The organism is Parabacteroides sp. AF17-28 (assembly GCF_003479205.1).
In the GTDB taxonomy this organism is placed as follows: Bacteria; Bacteroidota; Bacteroidia; order Bacteroidales; family Tannerellaceae; genus Parabacteroides; species Parabacteroides acidifaciens.
Window position 1 is genome coordinate 1 of record NZ_QUGV01000015.1, and the last position, 25,815, is coordinate 25,815.

Annotated in this window: 15 protein-coding genes and 1 pseudogene; 5 read left to right on the forward strand and 11 right to left on the reverse strand. The window is 46.1% G+C overall.

What is annotated here, in order from left to right:
* Positions 1–543 precede the first annotated feature (543 nt).
* The 10 genes and pseudogenes from DWW90_RS11955 to DWW90_RS12000 form a co-directional block, all read right to left on the reverse strand.
* Positions 544–1,611, reverse strand: coding sequence for a nitronate monooxygenase family protein (locus DWW90_RS11955; protein WP_122345128.1), 1,068 nt, complete (start codon positions 1,609–1,611; stop codon positions 544–546).
* A gap of 177 nt (positions 1,612–1,788) precedes the next feature.
* Positions 1,789–2,607 carry a phosphate ABC transporter substrate-binding protein gene (locus tag DWW90_RS11960; RefSeq protein WP_115500401.1) on the reverse strand — a complete coding sequence of 273 codons (819 nt, stop codon included), beginning with the start codon at positions 2,605–2,607 and terminating at the stop codon, positions 1,789–1,791.
* An 82-nt stretch (positions 2,608–2,689) separates the two neighbouring features.
* Positions 2,690–3,985, reverse strand: a complete 1,296-nt coding sequence (locus DWW90_RS11965; protein WP_122345129.1) for a hypothetical protein — start codon at positions 3,983–3,985, stop codon at positions 2,690–2,692.
* A 435-nt stretch (positions 3,986–4,420) separates the two neighbouring features.
* Positions 4,421–6,328, reverse strand: a complete 1,908-nt coding sequence (locus tag DWW90_RS11970; RefSeq protein WP_122345130.1) for a beta-N-acetylhexosaminidase — start codon at positions 6,326–6,328, stop codon at positions 4,421–4,423.
* 41 nt (positions 6,329–6,369) lie between these two features.
* Positions 6,370–6,933 carry an ORF6N domain-containing protein gene (locus DWW90_RS11975; protein ID WP_122345131.1) on the reverse strand — a complete coding sequence of 188 codons (564 nt, stop codon included), beginning with the start codon at positions 6,931–6,933 and terminating at the stop codon, positions 6,370–6,372.
* 50 nt (positions 6,934–6,983) lie between these two features.
* A complete protein-coding gene (locus tag DWW90_RS11980) occupies positions 6,984–7,556 on the reverse strand; it encodes an ORF6N domain-containing protein (RefSeq protein WP_122345132.1) in 573 nt (190 codons plus the stop codon).
* Between the two features lie 52 nt (positions 7,557–7,608).
* A pseudogene (locus tag DWW90_RS11985) lies at positions 7,609–7,920 on the reverse strand (ORF6N domain-containing protein); the annotation flags it as partial.
* Positions 7,921–8,050: 130 nt separating this feature from the next.
* Positions 8,051–11,740 (reverse strand): phosphoribosylformylglycinamidine synthase, encoded by a 3,690-nt coding sequence (purL, locus tag DWW90_RS11990; RefSeq protein WP_122345133.1) that lies wholly within the window; start codon positions 11,738–11,740, stop codon positions 8,051–8,053.
* A 105-nt stretch (positions 11,741–11,845) separates the two neighbouring features.
* Positions 11,846–12,160, reverse strand: a complete 315-nt coding sequence (locus tag DWW90_RS11995; protein WP_122331807.1) for a helix-turn-helix domain-containing protein — start codon at positions 12,158–12,160, stop codon at positions 11,846–11,848.
* Between the two features lie 13 nt (positions 12,161–12,173).
* A complete protein-coding gene (locus DWW90_RS12000) occupies positions 12,174–12,512 on the reverse strand; it encodes a type II toxin-antitoxin system RelE/ParE family toxin (protein ID WP_122345190.1) in 339 nt (112 codons plus the stop codon).
* Positions 12,513–13,560: 1,048 nt separating this feature from the next.
* On the opposite strand from DWW90_RS12000, the gene DWW90_RS12010 reads away from it, so the two are divergent.
* A complete protein-coding gene (locus tag DWW90_RS12010; RefSeq protein WP_147382427.1) occupies positions 13,561–17,172 on the forward strand; it encodes a DUF6383 domain-containing protein in 3,612 nt (1,203 codons plus the stop codon).
* 412 nt (positions 17,173–17,584) lie between these two features.
* Positions 17,585–18,910 (forward strand): ATP-binding protein, encoded by a 1,326-nt coding sequence (locus DWW90_RS12015; protein WP_122345136.1) that lies wholly within the window; start codon positions 17,585–17,587, stop codon positions 18,908–18,910.
* Positions 18,911–18,920: 10 nt separating this feature from the next.
* On the opposite strand, the gene DWW90_RS12020 is transcribed toward DWW90_RS12015, so the two are convergent.
* Complete coding sequence (locus DWW90_RS12020) at positions 18,921–19,520, reverse strand: RNA polymerase sigma-70 factor (RefSeq protein WP_122345137.1); 600 nt, start codon at positions 19,518–19,520, stop codon at positions 18,921–18,923.
* A gap of 122 nt (positions 19,521–19,642) precedes the next feature.
* Here DWW90_RS12020 and DWW90_RS12025 point away from each other — a divergent pair, with 122 nt between their 5' ends.
* The 3 genes from DWW90_RS12025 to DWW90_RS12035 all read left to right on the forward strand — a co-directional run bounded on the left by DWW90_RS12025 (position 19,643) and on the right by DWW90_RS12035 (position 25,796).
* Entirely contained in the window at positions 19,643–20,635 is a 993-nt protein-coding gene (locus DWW90_RS12025; RefSeq protein WP_122345138.1) for a FecR family protein, read from the forward strand.
* 218 nt (positions 20,636–20,853) lie between these two features.
* Positions 20,854–24,165 (forward strand): TonB-dependent receptor, encoded by a 3,312-nt coding sequence (locus DWW90_RS12030; protein WP_233547732.1) that lies wholly within the window; start codon positions 20,854–20,856, stop codon positions 24,163–24,165.
* 5 nt (positions 24,166–24,170) lie between these two features.
* Positions 24,171–25,796 (forward strand): RagB/SusD family nutrient uptake outer membrane protein, encoded by a 1,626-nt coding sequence (locus DWW90_RS12035; RefSeq protein ID WP_122345140.1) that lies wholly within the window; start codon positions 24,171–24,173, stop codon positions 25,794–25,796.
* Positions 25,797–25,815 lie beyond the last annotated feature (19 nt).

Sequence of the window (25,815 nt, forward strand, 5' to 3'; positions counted from 1 at the left end):
TTTTGTTTGCTTTTTATCATAGTATCTGTAAGGGCGATACCTTGTGACACAGGCCGTTAACGGTGCCGCCCTTACAGGGCTAAGAAGGGGGGAGAGACGTCCCCTTAACCCAAGGCTCACGCCTTGGGCTGAGATCTGCCGGGCTTACAGCCCTAAGACAACGTCGCTATTTTGGCGGTTCGCGAACCGCCCCTACGAGGCCGTTACAAACACACCCATAAATCATCATTTATGATTCAGGATACGGCAGGCTATTTTGCGATCCCGCGTCGGAGCGCGGGAAGGGGATGACTCATTATTTCTTATGTTTTGAGCTATTTGCCAAGTTGTGTATCATCTCGCATAATGCGCTGAAGACAGCTTCCGAAACAGTTGAAACGAACAGTCTGAAACTGACTATTTATGACTACATCATGTTTAACAATATGAACTATAAGTATCAGTTGCACAAAGATTCGCCTGAGCGGTGGCGGCACCTATAGATAACGCAAAAAGGGCATCCATCACGGGACGCCCTTTTTACATTGTAAGGAATATCAGATATTACTCTTTTGCTTTCCAGTCATTGATCAGCTCGTTGATCGTTTCTTTTACCGACATGATCCGGGTCGTTCGCCAGGCGTTGCTGCCGGCAAACGCGTAACCGTTTTCGAAATTGCCTTTGAATGCGTTATACAAAGCGGCAATGATGCAATAGGGGCTTCTCGAAATATCGCAAGTCTTGATGCAGTTGAAAGGGCAGCTCTTCGGTTGTTTCAAGCCATCTTTCACCTTCTGCAAGAATGTGCTGTGTATCGCTCTTCCAGGCATGCCGACCGGACTTTTGATGATCTCGATGTCCTTTTCTTCCGCTTTTACATAGCTTTCCTTGAAAGCCTCGGAAGCGTCGCACTCGGTGGTGGGAACGAAACGGGTACCTAACTGAACGCCTGATGCTCCAAGGTCCATCACACGTTTGATATCTTCACCCGTATAAATGCCTCCTGCTGCAATTACCGGGATTCTCTTGTTATATTTTTCTTCGAAGTGGGATACTTCTTCTACTACTTGGGGCAGCAGTTCTTCCAACGAGAAGTGCTCGTCTTCCAACTGGTTTTCCTTATAGCCTAAGTGTCCGCCTGCTTTCGGGCCTTCCAGCACGATCGCATCGGGGAGATAGTCGTAGTTGTTTTTCCATTTCTCGCAGATGATGCGGGTGGCACGTGCGCTCGATACGATGGGTACCAGCTTCGTCACGCTGTCTTTCTTCAGGAATGAAGGTAAGTCCAGGGGCAAGCCTGCTCCACTGAAGATAATGTCTACCTTTTCTGCGATACTGGTTTTAACCAGTTCGGCAAAATCAGAGAGGGCAACCATCACGTTCACACCGATGATGCCTTTTGCTTTTTCGCGGGCTTTCCGTATTTCAGCTGCAAGACCGAGATTTCCGGCTTCTGTGTAGTTGGGAGAAAGCTTTTTATATAAGAGTCCGAGACCGGCGGCGGAGATAACGCCAATCCCACCTTCATTTGCAACGGCTGAGGCTAAGCCGGAAAGAGAGATTCCTACGCCCATTCCACCTTGGATGATTGGAATGCGGGCCTTAAGATCCCCAATTGTTAATGTCTTCATGTGACTAAAAAATATGTTTATAAAAGATATTGGGACAAAGGTAGCATATTTAACCAAAGAATGTGCAAAAAGCACCAATAATATTGCACAAATCTGTAAATTATGTGCACCAAGGCTTCGCGGGAATAAAAAAGGACAGAGTGTCGCTCTGTCCTGGGTTAACTTGCATTATTTAACTTATTTGACCGGGATGTAACCGACTTGTTTCACTGTTGCCTGCCCTTCTGAAGAAAGAATATAATCGATAAATGGCTTTACTTTTCCCTCGTTTTTTACTTCATAGTAGTAGAAAAGCGGACGGACGATCGGATAAGTTTTGTTCTTTGCGTTCTCGAAAGACGGTTCGGTAAATGATTTGCCTGCATCATACGATACATGGATCGGTTTTACCTCTTTATTTACGTAGGCCAGGCCGACATAGCCGATTGCTCCTTTTGTCTGGCTGACAGACTGGATGATAGCTCCGGTTGCGGGCATACTGAGGATGCCGTTCATATAGTTCTTGTTCTTCAGAACGCTTTCCTTGAAGAACTCGTAAGTTCCGGAAGAGGTTTCACGCGAATAGGCAACGATTTTCATGTCGGCGCCGCCCACTTCTTTCCAGTTTTTGATCTTTCCGGTGAAGATTCCTTCCAGTTGCTCGCGGGTCAGGTTGGACACTTTATTGGACGGGTGTACGACTACAGCCAACGCGTCGTAAGCGATAACCACTTCTTTCGTGTTCTTCTTTGCTTCCTGAAGTTTGACTTTCTCGTCGAACTTCATTTTACGGGAAGACATGGCAATATCGGTTGTCCCTTCCATTAATGCTGAAATACCGACACCGGAACCACCGCCGGTTACCGTTATTTTAGCTGATTTATTTTTGTTCATGAAGTTCTCTGCTTCTGTCTGACTGAGCGGCAGGCAGGTGTCACTTCCTTTGATTTTCTGTGCAAATACATTTGATGTAAACAAACAGGCGGCCATAGCTGCCAGGATAATCGTCTTTTTCATTTCGCTAAATATGAATTAAATTTCTGTATGCAAAGTAACTACAGAGGTGTTGCAAGGGTGTGAAACAGATGTTACGTTTGTATTAAAACTTATATTGCAGGCGAAGCGTGAAGACATTATCCTTCCGGTCTTTTTCATAGCCTTTTACGAAGTCGCTCTTTTCATTAAAGTTAAATTCGTAGTAAGCTTGTACGCGGATGTGTTTGTTGAAACGATAGAGAGCCCCGATACCCAGGGTACTTTGGGCAAGGTCTGTCTTTGAGGTGAAACTGTTTTCGACACCGATCTCGTTCCCTTTCAGTTTGGTGTTGGGATCATAAGTGTCATATTTCAATACGGCTGAGAAAGGAGATGCTCCGATGTCCTGTACCAGATAGAAGAAATAGCCGATGAAGGGACGTTTGAACAGCGAGTTTTCCGGCAGGTTTTCGGGGCGTGTCCCGGTGTTCGGACTTTTGCTGCTGCCGGCGATGCCGGGTTGTGTTCCTAATAATCCTTCACCCCGGAGGGTTGTGATACCCCAGGAACTATGGAAGGAGAATTGTGCATCCATGCCGATGTATTCACGTTTCATATAGGTACCGGTTTCGCCTTTGTCGATTTCGACGAATTGTTTACCTTGAAGCTCGTAAGCAGTCGTAGTCGGATTGTAGACACCGCCGTTGTAGTAGGAGAGGCCTAATCCCCATTTCGCCCAGTTGCCGATTTCTTTCTCTGCTCCGAGGCGGCCGATGAAGTCTTTCCGGCTGTCAGTCTCACGGTTAATACTGTTACCGGCGAAGAGACCTGCGTCCAGGCGGAGGAAGGCAAGAGGGCTTGTCTTATTTGCGCGGAGTGTCAGCATGGCACCTAAGTCGCGTTCGTCGGGGAAGAAATACTGGATGATTGTTGCACGTTCGGGCGATTCGAGGCCGCTGGTAGAGTAACCGATTTCATGACCGAAAGGGCGGTTGAACACACCGGCCATCAATTGGCTGCGTTTGGTCCAGGGATCTTTGATTCCGATATACAGATCGCGGAAGCTGACGCCTTTATCGTTAGCTTCGAGCTGCACGGCGCCGGTTCCGATACCGTCATTATATTCAAATTTCAATCGTCCGCGCCGGATGCCGAAGCGGTTGAAGCCTTTATCTGTATGCTCGTTTTTGTCGCCCACCTTCAAGGTTGCATCTTCCTGTCCATATTGGAATTGTCCTTGTATATACGCGGATACTTTGAATTTATTGAGTTTTTGGACCAGGTTGCCCAGTGTCGTTGTCTCTTCTGCCAATGAATCTACACGGGCATTTAGTTTTTCCATCTCCGGCGCTTCCTGTGCCAGCAGGGCAAACGGAAGCAGGGCCAACAGGCAGAATGCGATAATTGTTCTTAATTTCATTCCTGAGTTTTTAGGGATTAAATGATGATTTACGATGATACGATAACCGCCGTCGTAGGGGCGGTTCGCGAACCGCCCAAAGCCCTGTAAGGGCGACAGATCATAGCCCAAGGCGTGAGCCTTGGGTTTAAATAGGTCCATCTCCCGTCTTCGAGCCCTGTAAGGGCGATACCTTGTGACACAGGATGTTACCGGTGCCGCCCTTACAGGGCTAAGAGGGGGGAGAGAGACGTCCCCTTAACCCAAGGCTCACGCCTTGGGCTGAGATCTGCCGGGCTTACAGCCCTAAGACAACGTCGCTATTCGGGCGGTTTGCAAACCGCCCCTACGAGGTCGTTATCCGCTCACCCATAAATCATCATTTATCGTTATAATTTACACTGCAAAGGAATAGAAATATTGTTTCACATTTACGACATACATATTACATTTCTGTTACAGGTTGCCGATGACGCGGCGGGTATCTTCCGCCCGTTTCTCCAATTCCTTAATCGTTAATGTAATAACTTTGCCTATCGGGCGATTGTCCCGGTAGGTGACGACACGCAGCCAGGTTGCGTTCTTGGGAACGCGGAGCGGAGCTTCATACTTGGGTGTGAAGTTGTCTGGGTCTGTATTGTCGAATGTATAGTAGATGTCAAGATTGCCCGGTTCGCTGTCCAGTGCGATTTCCAATGAACCGTCCTCCGTATAGCGGGGTGTAACAATAGCGTTATACATGCTACGGGCATATTTAATTTGTGCTTTATCCGCACGCAGGAAATGCTGTTCGACACGTGGCCAGAACTGGTCCCAGTTTGCCTTCTCCGGTCCGGTCCAGAGCACTTCGGCAAGGGCCCATCCGCGTGGCCAGGTCATATATTCGGCATGGCGGAAAGTCGGGACCGATTCAGCCCAGAGGTTGCCTTGTCCGCCTAATATCATTTCTGCCGGTACGCCGTCGGGAACCGGATTGAAACTGTAGGAGTCTTTCAGGCGGCACATGGAGTAGGTGTCCGGCTCTACGGACGGTTCTCCCTGCCAAAGGTCGATGTAGCAATGTTCGGCCGGTGTCATAATCACATGATGGCCGGCTTTGGCCGATTTGATACCGCCTTCCATGCCACGCCAACTCATGACAGTGGCATCGGGAGCCAGTCCGCCTTCGATGATTTCATCCCAGCCGATCAGCTTTTTCCCTTTCTCTTTCAACAGGCTTTCCATGCGGTGGATAAAATAGCTCTGCAATTCGTTTTCGTCTTTCAGGTTCTCCGCTTTCATACGGGCCTGACAGCGCGGGCATTTGTGCCAGAAACCTTTGAAACATTCATCCCCGCCGATATGGACATATTCGTCCGGGAAGAGGGCGGCGACTTCCGTTAACACCTTGTCCATAAACTCGAAGGTCGTCTCTTTGCCGATGCAAAGCGTGTTCTCGTCTTCTCCGTAAAATTTATTTCCTACGCCGACAGTCTCAGGCGCTTTTATACAGGCCAGCTCGGGATAGGCGACAAGAGCCGCGAGGCTATGGCCCGGAACATCTATTTCAGGAATGACGCGCACATACCGCTCTGCCGCGTAGGCCAGCACTTCTTTCACGTCATCTTGCGTGTAGAAGCCTCCGTAAGTCGCCTCTTCGCCGGGCAGCTGCTTTTCGCGTTGCCACCATTGTCCGACACGGGGCGCACGCCAGGCGCCGACCTCCGTCAGGCGGGGCAGTGATTTTATTTCCAGGCGCCAGCCCTGGTCGTCGGTCAGATGCCAGTGGAAGACATTCATCTTGTATTCGGCCAGTTGGTCGATATATTTCTTCACTTCCTCTTTGGTGAACCAGTGCCGGCTGACGTCCAGCATTAGTCCGCGCCAGGCAAACTGCGGTTTGTCGGTGATGTCGGCGCATGGGATCGTCCAGTCGAAGCCTTCCTGTTTCCGGTCGCTCTTTATCTGTGGGGGAAGCATTTGCAACAAGGTTTGCACACCGTAGAAGATCCCGGCAGGCTGGTGTGCGGTAATGATGACGTCGCCGTGTTTGACCAACAGGTGATAGCCTTCTGCTCCGAGTGTTGTATCGTCTGCCAGCTCGAATTTGATGTTCCCGTGTTTCTCAACCGGTATTTCGAAACCGGTAGCGGGAGCTGTCTTGCTATTCAGGTAATGCACAATCTTCAGCAGTTCCGGATTGGATGAGTCGAGCGTGATTGCGGCACGGCGTGTAAGGCTGAAAAAATCATTCTTTACTGTAATCTCTTGCGGAGCGGGAATCAGAGCCGGTTTATCCTGATTTGTTATTCCTTGTTTGTCGGAACAGGAAATGAAGCCTGACAGCAGGCTTGCAACAGCAAGTATGAATAGCGACTTTTTCATTCTTATATGTGTTTTATGATTTGAGCGCGAAGATAGAGATTCTATTTCACAAAGCCAATTTTTGGTCTTGGTTTGTCATTCAAGCTCTTTTTACTTTGCAATTCAGCCAGTGTTTGGTTAATCAGTTCCAACTGCATACGGGTGTCGTCGTTGATGTCGTTGTAATCGGCAAAAGCTTCTTCGACATACGTTTTCAATTCTTTTATTTCTTGCTGGAGTTCCGTAACCTTGTCCGTTGGAGGATTTAATATTAATTCCCGAATAGCAACGAAAGCACGAGTTATTAAAATACTGGTCTGTACTGCTATATCACTTCTTAGCACACTTGCGAGCATTATAACTCCATGTTCCGTGAAAGCATATGGATTTCTTCGAACTCCCATCTTTATAGAATTGGAGGTCACAATTTGTGACTTCCAAATTTGGGTTTCATTATCGGTTAACTGAAACATAAAGTCTTCAGGAAAACGATCGGGGTTCCGTTTGACTGCTTGGTTCAATACTTTAGTCTGAACTCCATACATTTCAGCCAGATCACGATCCAGCATAACTTTATACCCTCTAATCTCATAAATCTTGTTCTGGATAACTTGTAATTCTTCCATTTGTCGTAAATTTAGTAAAGGTTTATATTTACGTTACTAAGATAGATATTCTATTTCACAAAGCCAATCTTTGGCCGGGGTTTATCAATTAAGTTCTTTTTACTTTGCAATTCAGCCAGCGTTTGGTTTATCAGTTCCAATTGCATACGGGTGTCGTCGTTGATATCGTTGTAATCGGCAAAGACTTCTTCGATATATTCTTTGAGTTCTTTTACTTCATTTTGGAGTAGGGTGAATTTATCTATGGGCGGACTAATCATAAGTTGTCGCATGGCAACAAAAGCACGAATGATACTCCGATTGGTTTCAATTGCTAATTTAGAATTAAGGACACCGCTCAGCATGGCAACTCCAAATTCGGTGAAAGCAAAAGGAGCATATTTGAAATTGTAGCCTCTTCCTTTGTTCAAGGTCGCAAATTGCGACCTTGAAAGTTCTATGACTTCCTCTTTACTGAGTTCAAACATAAAATCTTCTCCTTCAAAACGTTCCATGTTTCGCCTGACAGCTTCTTTCAATCGTTTAGTTTCTACTTGGTACATTTCAGCCAGATCAAAATCCAGCATAACTTTGTACCCTCTGATTTCATAAATCTTGCTTTGGATAACTTGTAATTCTTCCATCTATTGTGAATTTTAGTAAAGGTTTATATTTACGTTACTAAGATAGAGATTCGATTTCAATGGCAATATCGGATTTAAGAACACTACTAAGCATCGCTACACCTAATTCTGTAAAAGCAAAAGGCAAATACTTAATGTTAAAACCTCTTCCTTTGTTCAAGATGCCAAAATGGCATCTTGAAAGTTCCTCCCGAGTTAACTCAAACATAAAATCATCCCCTTCAAATCGTTTCATATTACGTCGAACAGAACGTTTTAATTGGGCTGTTTCAACTCCATAGAGCTCAGCCAGATCGAAATCTAACATGACTTTATATCCTCTGATCTCATAAATCTTGTTCTGGATAACTTGTAATTCTTCCATTTTTAGTAAAGGTTTATATTTACGTTGCGAAGATAGACATTAAAGTGAAGGGAACAAATTAATAGCCGGATATAATAAACAAGAGGTGCATCGGAAATCCGGTGCACCTCTCTTCATGTGATATGTCTGTTTATTTATGGCCTTCAATCCACTTCCGTGCATTCACGAAACCTTCGATCCAGGGAGTGACTTCGTCGTTGTTGCGGCGATCTTCCGGATAGTAACCGCACTGCCAGGGGAACATGGCGCGTTCCAAGTGAGGCATCATAGCCATGTGGCGACCGTCGTGCGAGCAAACACCGGCAACCGACCAGGGCGAACCGTTCGGGTTGGCGGGATAGCCTTCGTAGTTGTACTTCAGCGCAATGTGATATTCCTTTTCTTCGTACGGGAAAGAGAACTTGCCTTCTCCGTGCGTGATCCAGATACCCAACTTCAAACCGCTCATCGAGCCGAACATAACCGAATGGTTCTTCGGAATCTCGACCGTGATGAAGTTCGATTCGAGCTTGTGCGAATCGTTGTGCAACATCTTATGTTTCTTTTCATGCTCCGGATAAACCACGCCTAATTCGGCCATCAGCTGACAACCGTTACAGATACCCAAACTCAGCGTGTCGGGACGTGCATAGAAGTTATCCAATGCCTTCTTCGCTTTCTCGTTATATAAGAAACCGCCGGCCCATCCTTTGGCAGAGCCCAGGACATCGGAGTTGGAGAAACCGCCGCAGAAGACGATCATGTTTACATCTTCCAACGTCTCGCGTCCGGAAGCCAGGTCGGTCATGTGAACGTCTTTCACATCGAAACCGGCCAGATACAGGGCGTAAGAAGTCTCGCGTTCGCACTGGCAACCCTTTTCACGGATGACAGCGGCACGGATTCCGCTCTGGCCTTTGCGGTCGGCTGTCAGGCCGTAAGCAGACAGCTTGCCGGTGAAGCCTTTCGGATATTTGAATTCCAGCGGCTGCATCTTATAGTTTTCGAAGCGGTTGCCTGCACATACGCTGCCGCTCTGCTTGATATCCAGCTTGTAAGACGATTCGTACCAAACGTCACGCATATAGTCGATGCCGAAATGATACTGGATGCCTTCTTTGGAAATTAGGATATGACGTTCGCTGGTCGGCTTGGCGATAGCGGCAAAGCCTACGCCTGCTTCTTCCATCAGCTTCTCGAATGCTTTCTTGTCTTTCACCTGAACCAGGATACCTGGGTTTTCGGCAAACAGGATCTTGACGATATCCTGTTCGGACAGCTTGTCCAAATTTACTTCCAGACCGCCTTCCACGTTGGCGAAACACATCTCGAGCAATGTCGTGATCATACCGCCGGCCGAGATATCGTGTCCGGCCAGGATCAGGCCTTTTTCGATTGCATCCTGGACTGCGTTGAACGCGTCGGCGAAATATTCGCTGTCCTTTACGGTCGGCACTTCGTTGCCTAACTTGTTCAGCACCTGTGCAAGAGCCGAACCACCTAACTTCATCGTGTCGAACGAGAAGTCTATATAATATATGTAAGAATTCTTTTCATGCGCCAATACCGGAGAAACGATCTTGCGGATGTCGCTCACCTCAGCACCTGCCGAAATGATAACCGTACCCGGAGCGATCACCTTGTCGTCTCCATACTTCTGCGTCATCGACAAAGAGTCTTTACCTGTCGGGATATTGATGCCTAAGGCACAGGCAAAGTCAGATGCCGCCTGAACAGCCGTATAGAGGCGGGCGTCTTCACCTTCGTTGCGGCACGGCCACATCCAGTTGGCACTCAAGGAAACACCAGCCAGCTTGTCGGCCAGCGGAGCAAAGACGATGTTCGTCAATGATTCTGCGATCGCCATAACCGAACCGGCAGCCGGATCGACCATTGCCACCTGCGGAGCGTGACCGATAGAAGTGGCGATACCCGCTTTCCCGCGATAGTCCAACGCTACGGCACCTAAGTCGCTCAACGGCAACTGCAATTCACCCTGGCACTGCTGGCGGGCGATCTTGCCTGTCACGGAACGGTCCACCTTGTTGGTCAACCAGTCCTTACATGCCACAGCTTCTAATTGAAGCACGTTTTCCAGATAATGGTGCAGTTCGGATTCTTTATAAACCACCGGAGCGTAGGTCTCTTCAACCGTATGGTCCTTCATGATTGTTCTCGGCGGCTTGCCGAACATATATTCGAGTTTGATGTCGATCGGTTTCACGCCGTCGGCCTGTTCAAAGACAAACTTCATGTCGTTGGTCGTTTCACCTACGACATACATCGGAGAGCGTTCGCGGTCGGCAATGCGTCGTACGCGGGCAACATCCTCTTCCTTCATCAGCAAGCCCATACGTTCCTGGCTCTCGTTACCCACAATTTCCTTGGCGGAAAGTGTCGGGTCGCCAACAGGCAACTGGCTCATGTCGATATGTCCTCCGGTAGCTTCCACCAGCTCGGAGAGGCAGTTCAGGTGGCCGCCTGCGCCGTGGTCGTGGATAGAGATGACCGGATTGTTGTCCGACTCGGCAATGGCACGGATTACGTTGGAAACACGTTTCTGCATTTCCGGGTTGGCACGCTGTACGGCGTTCAGCTCGATACCGCTGGTGTACTGGCCTGTGTTCACCGATGAAACGGCGCCGCCGCCCATACCGATGCGGTAGTTGTCACCACCTAACAGCACGACCTTTTCGCCCGGTTCGGGATCGCCCTTCAGCGCGTCGCGCATATTGGCATAACCCACACCACCGGCAAGCATGATCACCTTGTCGTAAGCATATTTCTTGTTGTTCTCTTCATGTTCGAATGTCAGCACCGAACCGCAGATCAGCGGTTGTCCGAACTTGTTACCGAAATCGGAAGCACCGTTCGACGCCTTGATCAGAATCTGTTCCGGAGTCTGGTACAACCAGGGACGCGGGTCGAGGATCTTTTCCCATTCGCGTGCACCTTCGGTACGCGGGTAAGCAGTCATGTAGACAGCCGTTCCGGCAATCGGAAGCGAAGCCTTACCACCGCCCAGACGGTCGCGTATCTCACCGCCCGAACCCGTTGCAGCGCCGTTGAACGGCTCGACTGTTGTCGGGAAGTTGTGCGTTTCGGCTTTCAGTGAGATAACCGATTTGATTTCCTTCACTTCATAGAAATCAGGTTTGTCGCCGCTTGCCGGGGCAAACTGTTCGATCACCGGGCCTTCGTTGAACGCCACGTTATCTTTATAGGCGGAAACCAACTTGTTCGGGTTCTCCGCCGAAGTTTTCTTAATCAGGTTAAAGAGGGAGCTTTCTTTCTCTTCTCCGTCGATGATGAACGTACCGCCGAAGATCTTGTGGCGGCAGTGTTCCGAGTTTACCTGTGCAAAGCCGTACACTTCGCTGTCGGTCAGCCGGCGTTCCAGCTTCTGGCTTACTTCGTTGAGGTAAGCTACTTCTTCGTCGCTCAACGCCAGTCCTTCCTGCTTGTTGTAGGCGGCGATATCTTCGATATAGACAATCGGGTCCGGTTGTTTACTGATCGTGAAGATGTCCTGGTTCAGACCGTTGTAGATGCGTTGCAACATCGGGTCGTGTTCGGCTTCGCCCGATGAAACGGGGAAGTATTCCTCGATGCGTGCGATGCCTGTGAGCCCCATATTCTGGGTGATTTCCACAGCATTCGTACTCCAGGGGGTGATCATTTCCCGGCGCGGTCCCACGTACCAGCCTTCCAGCGTTTCAGCCTGGAGAGGTTTTGCCTCGCTAAACGCCCAAACTAATTTTTCTACATCTTCAGGAGAGAAAGCGTGTGCAGCCTCCACAGCCAGCACCGTCTTTGTAGGAGATTGAAAGAATAGAATCATATCGTCGATTTATTAATGGTATTCGTTCGTACAAGGGATAACAAAGGATATCCCTCGCTTACAGGGTGCAAAGATAGTAATTTACTATATTAACCATACGTTTTTTTAGCACAAAGCGATTTTATTTAAGTTGCTTATTTCCAACTGGGCACTTAATCCCATCGCTTTTAATAACTTTATTACAGTAGAAAATGTCAGATTCTTACCATTTTCTATCCTGGATATTTGAGCTTTTTGCACACCGACTAACCGCCCTAATTCTTCCTGGGTGAGTCTCTGTGCTTGCCTTGCTTGTTTGATAGCTTCACCTATCCGGAACATTTCCAAGTCTTCTTCATATTTATCACGTCTTGGAGTCCCTTTTTTCCCAATCAGCATATCCTCGACTTCTTCTTGTGTATAAAATTTCTTTTTATCCATTGTCCCTTATTTTTTATTCGAAATATTCTTTCATTATCTCATTTGCTTTTTCGATCTCTTTTAATGGAGTCTTTTGGGTTTTCTTTATAAAACCATGAGTTGCAATGACCAAAGTGTCCACATTCTGTGTTTTATCCCAAAATGCTAATAAGCGATATTGAGTTCCATTATATAAGGTCCTAAATTCCCAAATGTCTGTATTGTCTAATTTTTTAAATAACTTAGGATCTATAACATAGCTTGCTTTTCTAATATTGTAAACAATCTTTTCCTGTGCCCGGATTTCTATCTTTTGTAGAAATTCTATGGCGTTAGGCAAATATATCACTTTAAACTTCTCTCTTGCTTCCATGTGCTTATCATCCAACATGACAAAGATACAAAAGTTTCTATAAATAGAAACAATCCTGAAGGAAAAGACTTTTGTCGAAAAGTTTTGTCTCTTTCTCCCTGTCCGCGGTCTTCTTTTTGGCCATGAAGGAGTAAATAAGCATAGACCCTTATCCTAATTGGTATGGACTCCCATGCAATCCTTGTTCGACCCGGGTCGGACAGTTGTTTGACCTTCGTCGGACAGCTGTCCCACCCGGGTCGAACAGCTGTCTGACGAGGGTCGAACAAGAATTGCGTGGGAGTCGAATGGAATAAGGATGGGGCTGAAGGAAATTAGCTCCCTTGTGGCGCTTTTTATCCGGGAGGTGAATAGAGCTCTTGATTGGCGGCATTGGAGGAAAGACCAAGCGTGTTTCTGTTACAAAAGGTGGAAGTCTGTGAAGTATGCCTGCCGCTCTGAAAAAGTCAGGCTGCGCGTAAAAGGGCAACGGGTTCTTGAAGATTGTGTCTTAAAATAATTAAACCGAGATGCTTGCCGTTAACAAAAATAGACAAGGCTGCCCGTATTTCTCAAAAAACGCCCGGAAACGGCCTTAATCTTGAAGAATCTTTAAAAATATAAAGTATTGACAAACAAGCTGATAAAAGAAAGTCGAGGAGCGGAAGATTCGTCGGATTTTCGCGTGAAAAACGGGTGAAAATCAGTTGTAAATAATTGATGTATAGTGAATTATTGATGGCGGGGAGAATGACTAACGAAAACGTACGTTTAGATTCGTCATATTTCAGGTACAAAAATAGGCATAAGTTTTAAACCTGCAACTATATCCTCAAAGAAATTTCTTATTTCTATGTCCTTTCTTATCAACAGAATAGCTTAACGAGTACGAAAAACCGTGTTCTCAACACGAAGTGCAAAGATCGCAAAAATAAATGACTAAAAAAAACGTACGTTTTCTCTCGTCATTTTACAACGATTAAGAAAAGTCGTGATTGAACACGAAGTATAAGGACGATATAGAAATTCAATATACTATACATTATTATTAATTAAACATTTTAGAATTATGAACAAAAGATTTTCTACTCTTTTGGCTGCCGTAATGGTGGCAGGTGGATTGTCTTCGACTGCAATGGCAGCTGGTAAGATCTTGGATACTACCAAGTATTATCATGTGGCATTGTCGGGAGAAGCAAACAGCCGTGTAATTATTGGTCATAGTGAAGATGGCAAGAGAGATTCTGTTGCTATTGTTAAGGCTGATGATATTAAACTCTATGAAGATTTTAATGCAACATTGTGGAAACCGACTGTAGAACAGAAGGTCAATGCCGCCGGTGGAGTCTATTACGAAATCAAGTTGGTGAACAAAGAAGGACAGGAATTATCTGTTTCAAAGAAGGATGTTAAAGCTTCTCAAACTTCGTTCTACAAGGCTCAGTATGCCTATATCGCATCAGATGGCATTGGTGCTATGACTGTAAACAGCGATGTAGTTTCTATTGATGAAGACGGCGTTATTACTTTTGCAAAAGGCCCGGATGCTCGTACTAACTTCTATGATGCGACTGCAGGCAAAATGTATCAGTATGCATTAGTCGTAAAAGATGGCGCTGTTAAAGTGATGATGGCAGAAGGAACTCCTACGGATGTTCCGGAGGTAGAACCAAAAAGTGGTGATTGTGAAATCATGGGATTATGGTTGAAAGACGTGGAAGAAAATCCTTTTACATTGGCTACTGTAGACTTGAGTGCAGATGTAAATGATTCTTTCGAGCTGAAGTTTTCAAATGACGTAAAGAATAGCGAAATTGGTAACTTATTCTCGGAAAAGAAACTGCATGCGGTTCCCTTTAGTAGTATGTATTCAACTGCGGTTTATACAACTGAATATGCTGAAGCTTCTGCAAAAGCGAAAGAATCGTTAGCAAAGGCATTTGCTGCAATCAAACCGGCTTATGCTTCGTATAAAGCAGAACAGACAACTGCTATTTCTGCAGCAAAAGCTAATAAGGCTACTACTGATGGTAAATTGATAGATCTTGCTGCAAATAAACGCGATTTAGATGATGCATTAACTGATTTTTCAACAGAAGCATTGAAATATTTAAGATCATTGTCCAGTACAGAACATCCTGCTTTATGGAATAAATTAGATTCAGTTCGCCTTTCGTTTGAAGAAATTATGCTTACAAGTGGTCAGGCTTTAAAAGCTGATGACGAAAAGTTGAAAGAATATCAGGCTGTCGTAAAAAGAGCTGATAAGATGTTGAGTGATATTGAGGCTGATGCAAAATTGGCTTTCCAAGTAGTGGACTCTGTTATGAATGTGTTCACGAACAATCCATATCAGACAAATGCCAGTGCTACAGCAACATTTAAGACTGGTCGTGAGCAGACTAATTTGGATAAATTTGCTACTAGTGGATTGACATCTTTACAGAGAAACTTCTTGAGTACAGGGTTAGGTGTTTCTGGAGTTGATAAAGTGATGGTTGGTGATGATTTAATGGCTGTTGGAACAGCTGCCATTGCCGATTGTGTAGAAACAGAATCAAAAGATATTCTTACTGCAGATGCTAACGGCTATTATGCAATCGCAATCGTCGACTCTTTAATCGATGGAAAGCAAGCCTATCTGTGTGTTGATACAAACTATGTAGCAGAAAAAGAACAGTATTTCATGTTTAAAGCTGATACATTGAGCTCTACTGGCACTAAGAATGAGGTTGTGGCTGCATTTGGCAAATGTATTAATCTGTTTGCTTATCAGCTGACTGTTAATCCTGAAAAGCTTGCTGGTGACGAAGTAACAATCAATACATTTATGCCGACAGCAACAACTGCTGGCGAATGGTATTCAAAAGGTATTACTCCGACAAAGGCCGTTGTTGTAATCCGTTCTTTGGCAAACAACTCTCATCGTGAAGTATCTGTGGCTGCTGATGTTAATGATCCTTCTTATAAAAATACGACTATCACTTTCAAATCCTTGGAAGGTCCTAAACCCGCCTTTGAAGTAGGTGATGTTTATTTCATCAAGAGCCTGAAGAAAGCTGATGCAAGAAAACCGTATCAGGTAATGACTTCTACAACGGGTGATAATATTGTTGGTGCAACTGCCGTATATAATAATGTTCCGGCAACTCAGTGGATCGTAACAACGGCTAACAAGTTGGAAGGAACTTATCAATTGGCAAACCGTGATGCTAATAAGAACTACTTTACTGGTGCTGCAACTAAGATCATCGTTAAGGATGCAGAAAACAACATTTATGTAACTGCAGGCAAAGACACTTTGGAAATCACTGCTGTTCCTGACATGAAAGATGAATACTTAGGTTACAAACACATCAATGATGCAGACAAAGATCATCTGACATTCAAACTGACTGCTACTAATTTCGTAAATCCGGAAGCTAAATATTATCTGACAATGGGCAAAGACTCTTCTGTAGTGGCTACTGCAGATGCAGATAAGGCATTGGAACTGAAAGCTAAGAATGACGGAACTTTGGTAGAACTGAACGATGCTAACTTGAGCGCTGCTTCTTATGGCTTCGAAATGTACCTGGGTGAAGATACTTTGTATTTCAGAAATGTCACAGCTGATGGCAACGATTTAATGTTGACAAAACTTGAAACAAAAGATGTTATGAAGCTGCGTCGTGTAAACGATAATGCAAGCCAGTATGAATTATTGTGGAATGTTGAGGATAATGGCAATTTGGAATCTGAAAAGATTGCAGTAGATCAGAATGGCAATGTTGTCGTTGTTGCTCCGACAGAAATCACTAACTGGGCATTCAACCTGGAATCATCTGTAACAGAATCTTATCTGAACGTAACAGACGCTCCGAAGAATGTTACTATCTCCCTGATGGGTGACGAGGCTTCTAAGGTAACAGCAGTTAAGCCGTTCGCCGTAATCAAACGTACAGGTCTGGAACTGAAAGCCGCTGCAACGGATAACGACTTCGTTCTTGGTTTGGATACTGCTTATGTAAACCGTCCGAATAACTACCGTTATGCATATTATATCACTAAACCGGTTGATACTGCAAAGGTTGGTTCATTCGATACAAAGGCTTATATGGTAAGCTATGCGGATTCTACTTCTAATGAGACTGTTAAATATACTCAGGATGGTCTGACTCGTATCGGTTTCGTTCACGCTAACCGCGTAGAATTTGGTAACAACGATTCTCTGGCAATTGCTAAACCGAAGGCTGTTGCTAAAGATACGATCAATATTGCAGATAAGGAGGGTATTACTAATGCAACATGGGCATTTGCAATCGACGAAGATAACGAAGGTTATTACAGAATCGAATCCATTCCTGCAGCCAATACAACAGCTAAGACTTATGTAAGTTATCTGAACGGTGTATTGGTATTGGGTAACAAAGGACAAGCACAACTGTTCGCAATCAACGATACTGATATGAAACCGACAGGCAATGAAGTTATCTCAACTTCAGATGTAACAGTTATCGCTGCCGAAGGTAGTGTTCAGATCATCGGTGCTGCCGGCAAGAAAGTTGTTATCACTAACATCTTAGGCCAGACAGTAGCTAACACAGTTCTTTCTTCTGACAATGCAACCATTGCTGCTCCTGCCGGTGTAGTAGTTGTAGCTATCGAAGGCGAAGAAGCTGTAAAAGCCATCGTAAAATAAGAATGAATTTATAATCAAATAATTCGATCGCGCGGGATTGTGCGGGATGCGCGTAGAGACGGACGGCCGTCCGTCTCTACATTACGGATGAATATCCGTTTATCCCAATCAACACCAATTATCCTGTGACAGGTGAACAAGCGGTCAGATTTAATATTAATAATACTAAAGTAATGAAATTAAAAGTTCATCTGCTTTTCCCTCTGTGAAGACCGAATGCAGACAAAAAACAAGCCCCGACAGTTAGATGCTGCCGGGGCTTCGTTTTGTTATAGAAGTGAGTTCGGTTTGGATTTTCTGTGAAAACGGGCCAAATTTGGTTTGGATTTTCTATAGTTTTGCCGTTTTTTCGGTTTGGATTTTCTTGGGGAAGTCGTATATTTGTACTGTCAAACAATTAAATAGCGATGTGATGAAGAAATATTTCAAAAGACATATTGACCTGTATCTGGAAGAGTGGAAAGATGGTCCTAACAGAAAACCCTTATTGGTAAGGGGAGCCAGACAAGTGGGTAAATCATCGGCTGTGCGTCATCTGGGTGAGGGCTTTAAATATTTTGTTGAAATCAATCTGGAGCGTCAAAGGAATGTAAAGGAATTGTTTGGCGAGAACCTTGATGTAAAGAAATTGTGCAGCCAGTTGGGGGCTATCTATAATACTCCGATTATTCCCGGAGAAACGTTGCTTTTTATTGATGAGATACAAGAATCCCAGCGAGCCATATCGTCTTTGCGTTATTTTTATGAGGACTATCCCGAACTTCATGTAGTAGCTGCCGGCTCTTTGTTAGAGTTTGCATTGAACGAATTGCCCTCGTTTGGTGTCGGAAGAATCCGTTCTATGTATATGTATCCATTTTCTTTCGATGAGTTTCTTGAAGCACAAGGCCTTAGTATGCAGGTCGACTATAAACGGGATGAAGCGGATTGCGAACATCCCCTTCCGCTATCTTTGCATGAAGAGATGATTTCGCAGCTACGTTCTTTTTATTTGGTAGGAGGGATGCCGGAAGCGGTAAGGGTTTGGGTAGAAACATCTGATTACAGAGAATGTGCCACCGTGCATAATGATATACTGGATACCTACCAGGATGATTTTAAGAAGTATAAATCACGGATATCCCCTTTGATTCTTTCACAGACATTGAAATCGGTCGCCCTGCAAGCCGGAGAAAAGTTTGTTTATGCGCAAGTGGGTGAAAATCTGGGAGGAACAGTTGTGAAAGAGGCCTTGTCCCTGCTCGCACTGGCAGGTTTGGTGATTCCTGTTACGCACACTGCTGCAAACGGTATTCCGTTAGGAGCCGAAATCAATCCGAAATACCGTAAGTATCTCTTTCTTGATATCGGGCTGATGCAATCCTTGCTGGGCGTACAACCGGCGGATATTCTTATTGCCGGTGAAGCGGATTTTGTGAACAAAGGCGGATTATCGGAAATGTTTGCCGGGCTTGAATTGGTCAAGTATGCCGATTATTTGAAAAAGGCGGAATTGTATTACTGGCAACGTATGGAACGGAATGCACAGGCGGAAGTCGATTATGTAATCAGCCGGAAAGGCAAAATCTACCCGATAGAGGTGAAAGCCAATAATTCAGGTTCCATGCAGAGTATGTATAAATTCATAGAGTTGAAAGGATGTGAATATGGAATACGTACCAGCCTTGAACCATTTTCCTCTTATGAAAAAGTGAAAGTCGTGCCCTTGTATGCTCTTTCTAATAAGCTGGTCGAATAATTATTAAGTATTACATCGATTTCCCAATCAAGCAGACAAGCATTGACAGAATATCGAGGCGCACCAAGTGGTTGCGTATCTCGCTGAGGGCTTTGGAAATGTGCTTTTCTACCGCTTTTTCGCTTATTTCCAGGCGGGCGGCTATTTCTTTGTTTCGCAGGTTTTCTTCGCGGCTCATTTTGTAGACTTTCCGGCATTGGGGCGGGAGGGTTTCGACGAAGGAGTCGATTTCGTTTGTGATCTCTTTCAAGAGAAGCGTGTCGTGCTGGTTGTAACTGAGGATTTCGTGGTTGATCAGTTCGTCGATCGTGTCCGCTCCTTCGATGCGTTTTTGCATCAGGGCGGAGTTGAGATAATTGATCGAACGGTTGTAGACAGCGCGGTAGAGATAAGGCTTGATCGGTTCGTCGAAATCAATTTCTTCCTTTTTTACCCAGAGTGCCATAAAGACATCCTGCGTGATGTCTTCCGCAGCCTGCCAGTCGTTGACAAAGCGATAGGCGTAAGTGGTCAGTGCCTGAAAATAGGTATTAAACAGCTGTCCGAACAGAGACATATCGACGACTCTGCTGCGCGGCGTTTTCAGGCTGTTTTCTTCCCGTCCCTTCATAACTTTCTGCTTCTCTCTGAATATTATTTAGCAAAAATAGAATTTTTTTTCAATTCGGGGTAGGGATATTCCCTTTTGTTTTGTGATAGGTATAAAGGATGTAATAAAAGATGTAATAAAAGATGAACGATATAGTACTGAAATATTTGCGCGGTGATGCTTCGGAAGAAGAAAAGGAACAGCTTCTCGACTGGCTCCGGGAGAGTGAGGCGAACAAGCAGGCTTTTTCCGAAATCAGGGACCGTTGGTTGGAAACGGAGGAGACTCCGGTGTCCGACCGGGATTATGTGAAGCAGGCGTTCGCCCGTTTCGCGGCCGAAGTGGAGAAGAAAGAAAAGAAACGGAAGCAGCTCCGTCTGTCTTTCTTTATGAAGGTAGCCGCTTCCGTCGCCCTGTTGCTGGTTTGTTCGTTAGGCAGTTATTTTGCCGGACAAAAGCGGTTCTTCAACCTCTCTCCGGAAGAGCAATTGGTGATGAATCGTGTCATTATGGGAAAAGACAGCAAAGGCTCCGTGACTTTGCCGGACGGAACAACCGCCTGGCTGAATGCTAACAGCGTACTGGTCTATCCGGAGCATTTCCAAGCCGGTAAACGCCAGGTGAAGCTGGAAGGTGAAGGCTACTTTGAGGTCGTACGAGATGAACAGGCGCCTTTCTTCGTCGAAACGGACGGGATGACGGTAAATGTGTTGGGAACTCACTTCAATGTGCGTAACTATAAAAACCGGGAAACAGTCGAGACCGCTTTGCTTTCGGGGAAAGTGGAAGTCTTTTTGCCGGGATTGGATAAGGGAATCATCTTGAAGCCAAACCAGAAGATATCTTGTAACAAACAGAACGGCACTTATAATCTGGCTGAAGTGGACGCCTCCGATTATATTATCTGGATAGGTGACAAACTGGTTTGTACGAACGAAAAGCTGTCGGTTGTCCTGCACCGGATGAAGCATTGGTATAACCTGGATATAGAATGCCGGAAAGGTGTTCCGCTCGATCAGCGCCTGTCGCTGACGATCCGGAAGGAATCGCCGGAAGAAATACTGAAATTGTTAACCCTGATCAGTCCGATCCGTTATACGATCGATGGAGATAAAATAATTATAAGTCCTAAATAATAACGATAAAGAAAATTGCCTATGATCTAAGATTCGGAGAAACATTAAAAAAAATCAGGCAGATGTTACCAGCATCCGCCTGATGTAAACTAAACAAACTGCTCTCAAAGGTGAAAGCGTGAGAGCAAAATGTAAAACTTTAAACATTCAAATGTATGAAAAAAAAGTCCACGTATGGGATTGCCATACCTATTCTTAACATTAATTTATTCAGGAAAATGAAGCTAATACTTTTATTTGTCGCCATTTCCTTCCTCCAACTGTCTGCAGTTGAAAGCTATGCCCAGAATGCAAAGATCAATCTGAGCTTGTCTGATGTGACGCTTGAAGAAGCGATCAAGACCATTGAAGCGAATACGCAGTTTGTATTCTTTTTCAATAACTCGGCTGTCGATATGACGAAACATGTTAACCTCGATGTCAAAAACGGGAATATTAAGGAAGTATTGAACCAGATTCTATCTTCTTATAAATATCGTATAGAAGATAATAAGATCGTCCTTTTGGGCGCTGTACAGCAGGACGGTAAGATTACCGGTGTCGTTTCGGATGCTTTCGGTCCGATTGCCGGTGCCAATGTTGTCGTGAAAGGGACGACGAACGGGACGATTACCGATATGAACGGTAATTTCTCGCTCGATGCTCCGAAAGGCGCCAAACTGCAGGTGTCTTATATCGGCTATATCACAAAAGAACTGACTGTAGGCGACCAGACGAACTATACGATCCAGCTCGCAGAAGATTCACAGGCGTTGGAAGAAGTGGTCGTTGTCGGCTACGGTACGGAAAAGAAAGTGAACGTAATCGGTTCGATTGCTCAGATCGGTAGCGAGAAACTGGAAAACCGTTCGACTCCGCAGCTGTCGAATGCCTTGACAGGACAGATGGCGGGTGTGACCGTTATCCAGCGTTCGGGACGTCCGGGTAATAGCGGCGGCGAAATCCGCGTGCGTGGTGTCGGCACGTTTACCAATGCGGACGACGATAAGGCGGCAACCAAGTCGGATGCATTGGTTCTGATCGATGGTATTCCGGGTAAGCTGAATGATGTCAGCTCGGAAGATGTCGAATCGATCTCCGTGTTGAAGGATGCTTCTACGGCTGCTATCTACGGATCGCGTGCTGCAAACGGGGTTATCCTGGTGACGACGAAGACCGGTCGGGAAGGTAAAGTTTCCGTTGGTTATAACGGATATGTCGGTTTCAATACGCCGACCGCACTGCCTGAGTTTGCGGATACCTGGCAATATGCCACTCTTTATAATGAAGCCGTAGGACGCGAAGCCTATACGCAGGAAGAAATCCAGAAGTTCAGGGACGGAAGCGATCCGGACCATTATGCAAACGCACGCTATCTGGATGAAGTATTCTCACGCAAGGGGTTACAGACCGGGCATGACGTGACGGTGAACGGCGGTAATGCGCAGAACCGCTACATGGTGTCGTTCGGCTACCTGAAACAGAACGGTATCGTGGAAAAGAACGACTACCAGCGCTATAACGCCCGCGTCAACCTGATCAACGAACTCCTGCCGGGATTGAAGCTGACCACCCGTCTCTCGGGTATGTACGGCAACCGGAAGGAACCGATGGCTCCGGGCGGTGACGATGCCGACAATATGTTGGTGCTTATTCAGAAGGCATTGCGTTTCCCCGGCCTGACTCCGACTATTCTGTCAGATGGGACTTTCGGTGCCGGACGTGAATTGCACGGGACGCCTGCCGGATGGATCAAGAGCGATTCTTTCTATGAAAACCCGGAATTTTCGATGAACGCGAATGTCCGTTTGGATTATAACCCGATAAAAGATTTACAATTGTCTGCAATCGGTGCTTATACCTATACGAACTCAGAAGAACGCACATACCGTTCGACCATGAAACTGTCCGGTGACCGTGTGTTAGGTCCTTCCGAGTTGAAACACAAAATGGGAAAGACGATCTATAAGACTTTCCAGGCTACGGCTGAATATAATAAGAAGTTCGGTGGACATTCTTTCGGAATCCTGGCCGGTTATTCCTGGGAGCAGGAAGACTACCGCTATGTGCAGGGCTCACGCGATAAGTTTCCCGGCAACGACCTGCCATATCTGAATGCCGGTTCTCCGGACAACCAGAAGTCTGTCGGTACGGGTAATGCCTGGGCGATCCAGTCTGGTTTCGGCCGTCTCCGCTATAACTTCAACGAACGCTATTTGTTCGAATCGACAGTCCGTTACGACGGTTCTTCCCGCTTCCCGAAAAGCAAGAAGTTCGGTTTCTTCCCCTCTTTAGCTGCCGGTTGGAGACTTTCGGAAGAAAACTTCTTCAAGGAAAACGAATCGTTGGGCTTTATCTCCAACCTGAAGCTGAAAGCATCATGGGGACGCTTAGGTAACCAGAATATCGGTAATTATCCGTATCAGTCGGTATATGAATTAGGCCAGAACTATCCGTTTGGCGATACATATACGCAAGGTGCGGCTGTTACGACAGCTGTCGACCCGACTATCAAATGGGAGGAAACGGAAACGATCGACGGTGGTCTGGAAGCAATTCTGTGGAACGGCCTGTTGAGCGTGAACGCTTCTTACTTCACCCGCCGTACATACGACATTCTGTATAAACCGAGCGGAAGCGTTTCCTCTGTCCTGGGGCAGAAGATTTCGGAAATGAACACCGGAGAGTTGAAGAACTTCGGTTGGGAATTTGAAGTCGGACATCGTAATAAGATCGGTGATGTTTCATATAATGTAAACGCCAACTTGTCTATCATCAAGAATAAGCTGACCACTTTAGGTGTCGGTAACGTAGAGCAGCTCAATGGTTTGGTCGGTAACGGCAGTGACCTGTTTGTCGGTTATCCGATTAATATGTACTACGGCTACCTGTCGGACGGCGTGTTCCTGGATGAGAACGATATTAAAGGTTGGCACGACCAGAGTAAAGTGACACCTAATCCGCAGCCCGGAGACATCCGTTATAAGGATATCAGCGGTCCGGACGGTGTGCCCGACGGTAAGATCGATCCGAACTACGACCGTGTTTACTTGGGTTCACGCATTCCGAAGTTCACGTTCGGTCTGAACCTGGGTGTGGAATATAAAGGTGTCGACCTGTCTGTCCTGTTGCAAGGCGTAGCCGGTGTGACCGGTATGCTTGACGGCTTTGCAGGCTGGGCGTTCAGAGGTGACGGTAATATCCAGAAATGGCAGGCGGAAGGACGTTTCGATCCGGCTAATCCGACCCGCTACCCGGCTTATCCGAGACTGGAGGACTTGAGTAACTCTGTGACTCCGAACATTGTTTCTTCTGATTTCTGGGTACAGGATGCTTCTTATATCCGTTTGAAGAATATCCAGTTGGGTTATTCTTTCCCGAAAAAGATGTTACAGGCGGCCAAGATCACGAATTTGCGCGTGTATGTACAGGCCGAGAATCCTCTTTGCTGGAATAAGTATAAACCAGGATGGGACCCGGAAATCAATACATCCGGAAACTATTATCCGATTTTGGCAACTTATACAATTGGTGTAAACTTTAAATTCTAAAAGTCATGAAACGAATCAAATATTTTATTTTTACCTTGCTGGCAGCAACGACAACTTTCGTATCGTGTGACCTGGACCGGAGTCCGCTGGATAAGTTCGCAGAAGATGTGTTCTGGACCAGCGAAGATAATGCCGAACTGGCTCTGACCGGGGTCTATAAAGGGGAAATCCTGTTTAACTCTCCTGAATATACGCCGACCGACTGGTGGTCGTACGGTGGTTTGATCTTTATGGAGTTTCCGACGGATAATGCTTACGATCGTCGCGGGACGAACTCTAATTTCCATAAGATCTCAAACGGAGCTTTATTGTCGAATAATGCTTATACGGAAGCATATTGGAAGAACTCATATTCCAAAATTGCCCGTTGCAACCGTTTTCTGGAAGGTATCGTCAATTTGAGCGATCCGGCTGTCGTAGCCCGTTTCACGGCTGAAGCCCGTTTTATCCGCGCCGCCCAGTACTTCTATCTGTCCCAGTTCTTCCAGGATGTGCCTTTGGTAACGAAGGTGCTGACGAAGGATGAGGCAAATACGGTGACAAAAACATCGAAAGCGGATATTACCGAGTTTATTATTAAAGAGTTCACAGAAGCTGCCGCCGACCTGCCCCGTTTCAAGGATCTGAAAGGATCTGAAACCGGACGCGCCAACAAACAGGCTTCCCTGGCTTTCCTGGGACGTACTCTGTTGGCAGCCAAGAAATATAGCGAAGCTGCCGCCGCCTTTAAGCAGATTATAGACCTGGGCGACAACGCGATCGATCCGGATTACGCCTCCCTTTTCTTACCGTCAAACGAGAACAGTAGCGAGAATATCTTTTCAACGCAGTATTTGCAGGACCAGGCCGGTAACGCCCTGCCGCAGCATGCTTTCCCCGTAAAAGACGGCGGTTGGTGTCTGATTAACGTGGCAGCCGGTTTGTTTGAAGCCTATCAGTTCAGAGACGGTACGCCGTTTAGCTACGACAGTCCGCAGTACGATCCGGTAAACTTGGGCAAAAACCGGGACCCGCGTCTGGATTATACGATCTATTATAACGGATCGACCTTTAAAGGCGCTGTCTATGACTGCCATCCGGATTCTCAAAGCCCGGATAAGGTGATGGGCGGACAGACCACACAGACCGGTCTGATGATGCGTAAGTATTTCGACGAAACATTCTCCGGCAACCTGAACAGCTACGGTGGAAATGTTCCTGTTATCCGTTACGCAGAAGTCCTGCTGAGCTATCTGGAAGCTAAATTGGAGGCAGGCGAAGGCATTACGCAGGCTTTATTGGATGAAACCATCAATAAGGTAAGAGGTCGTGCATCTGTACAGATGCCGGCAATCACGGAAGTGAATGCCGCAAAGTTGCGTCCTATCCTCCGGAACGAACGCCGTGTCGAACTGGCCATGGAAGGTATCCGCTATTGGGACTTGCTCCGTTGGGGTGTTGCACATGAAGCATTAAATGGCGATATTTACGGCGCTCCTTTCCCCGGCTCGAAACGCGTAAGCGCCAAACCGGACGGAGAAGTGGATAAATACGGCAGATGGTGGGTGAACAGCCGCGCTTTCCGTCAGGATCAGGACTACAAATGGCCGATCCCGCAGTCTGAACAGGATATCAATCCGAACTTGCGGTAAGACATACAAATGATACTTG

What these genes read in the sequence shown, in the direction of transcription:
- DWW90_RS12030 (WP_233547732.1), top strand. Translation starts at nt 20,854, where the DNA reads ATGAAGCTAATACTTTTATTTGTCGCCATTTCCTTCCTCCAACTGTCT.
- DWW90_RS12015 (WP_122345136.1), top strand. Translation starts at nt 17,585, where the DNA reads ATGAAGAAATATTTCAAAAGACATATTGACCTGTATCTGGAAGAGTGG.
- DWW90_RS11955 (WP_122345128.1), bottom strand. Translation starts at nt 1,611, where the DNA reads ATGAAGACATTAACAATTGGGGATCTTAAGGCCCGCATTCCAATCATC.
- DWW90_RS11970 (WP_122345130.1), bottom strand. Translation starts at nt 6,328, where the DNA reads ATGAAAAAGTCGCTATTCATACTTGCTGTTGCAAGCCTGCTGTCAGGC.
- DWW90_RS11980 (WP_122345132.1), bottom strand. Translation starts at nt 7,556, where the DNA reads ATGGAAGAATTACAAGTTATCCAAAGCAAGATTTATGAAATCAGAGGG.
- DWW90_RS11995 (WP_122331807.1), bottom strand. Translation starts at nt 12,160, where the DNA reads ATGGATAAAAAGAAATTTTATACACAAGAAGAAGTCGAGGATATGCTG.
- DWW90_RS12035 (WP_122345140.1), top strand. Translation starts at nt 24,171, where the DNA reads ATGAAACGAATCAAATATTTTATTTTTACCTTGCTGGCAGCAACGACA.
- DWW90_RS12025 (WP_122345138.1), top strand. Translation starts at nt 19,643, where the DNA reads ATGAACGATATAGTACTGAAATATTTGCGCGGTGATGCTTCGGAAGAA.
- purL (WP_122345133.1), bottom strand. Translation starts at nt 11,740, where the DNA reads ATGATTCTATTCTTTCAATCTCCTACAAAGACGGTGCTGGCTGTGGAG.
- DWW90_RS11965 (WP_122345129.1), bottom strand. Translation starts at nt 3,985, where the DNA reads ATGAAATTAAGAACAATTATCGCATTCTGCCTGTTGGCCCTGCTTCCG.
- DWW90_RS12020 (WP_122345137.1), bottom strand. Translation starts at nt 19,520, where the DNA reads ATGAAGGGACGGGAAGAAAACAGCCTGAAAACGCCGCGCAGCAGAGTC.
- DWW90_RS11975 (WP_122345131.1), bottom strand. Translation starts at nt 6,933, where the DNA reads ATGGAAGAATTACAAGTTATCCAGAACAAGATTTATGAGATTAGAGGG.
- DWW90_RS12000 (WP_122345190.1), bottom strand. Translation starts at nt 12,512, where the DNA reads ATGGAAGCAAGAGAGAAGTTTAAAGTGATATATTTGCCTAACGCCATA.
- DWW90_RS12010 (WP_147382427.1), top strand. Translation starts at nt 13,561, where the DNA reads ATGAACAAAAGATTTTCTACTCTTTTGGCTGCCGTAATGGTGGCAGGT.
- DWW90_RS11960 (WP_115500401.1), bottom strand. Translation starts at nt 2,607, where the DNA reads ATGAAAAAGACGATTATCCTGGCAGCTATGGCCGCCTGTTTGTTTACA.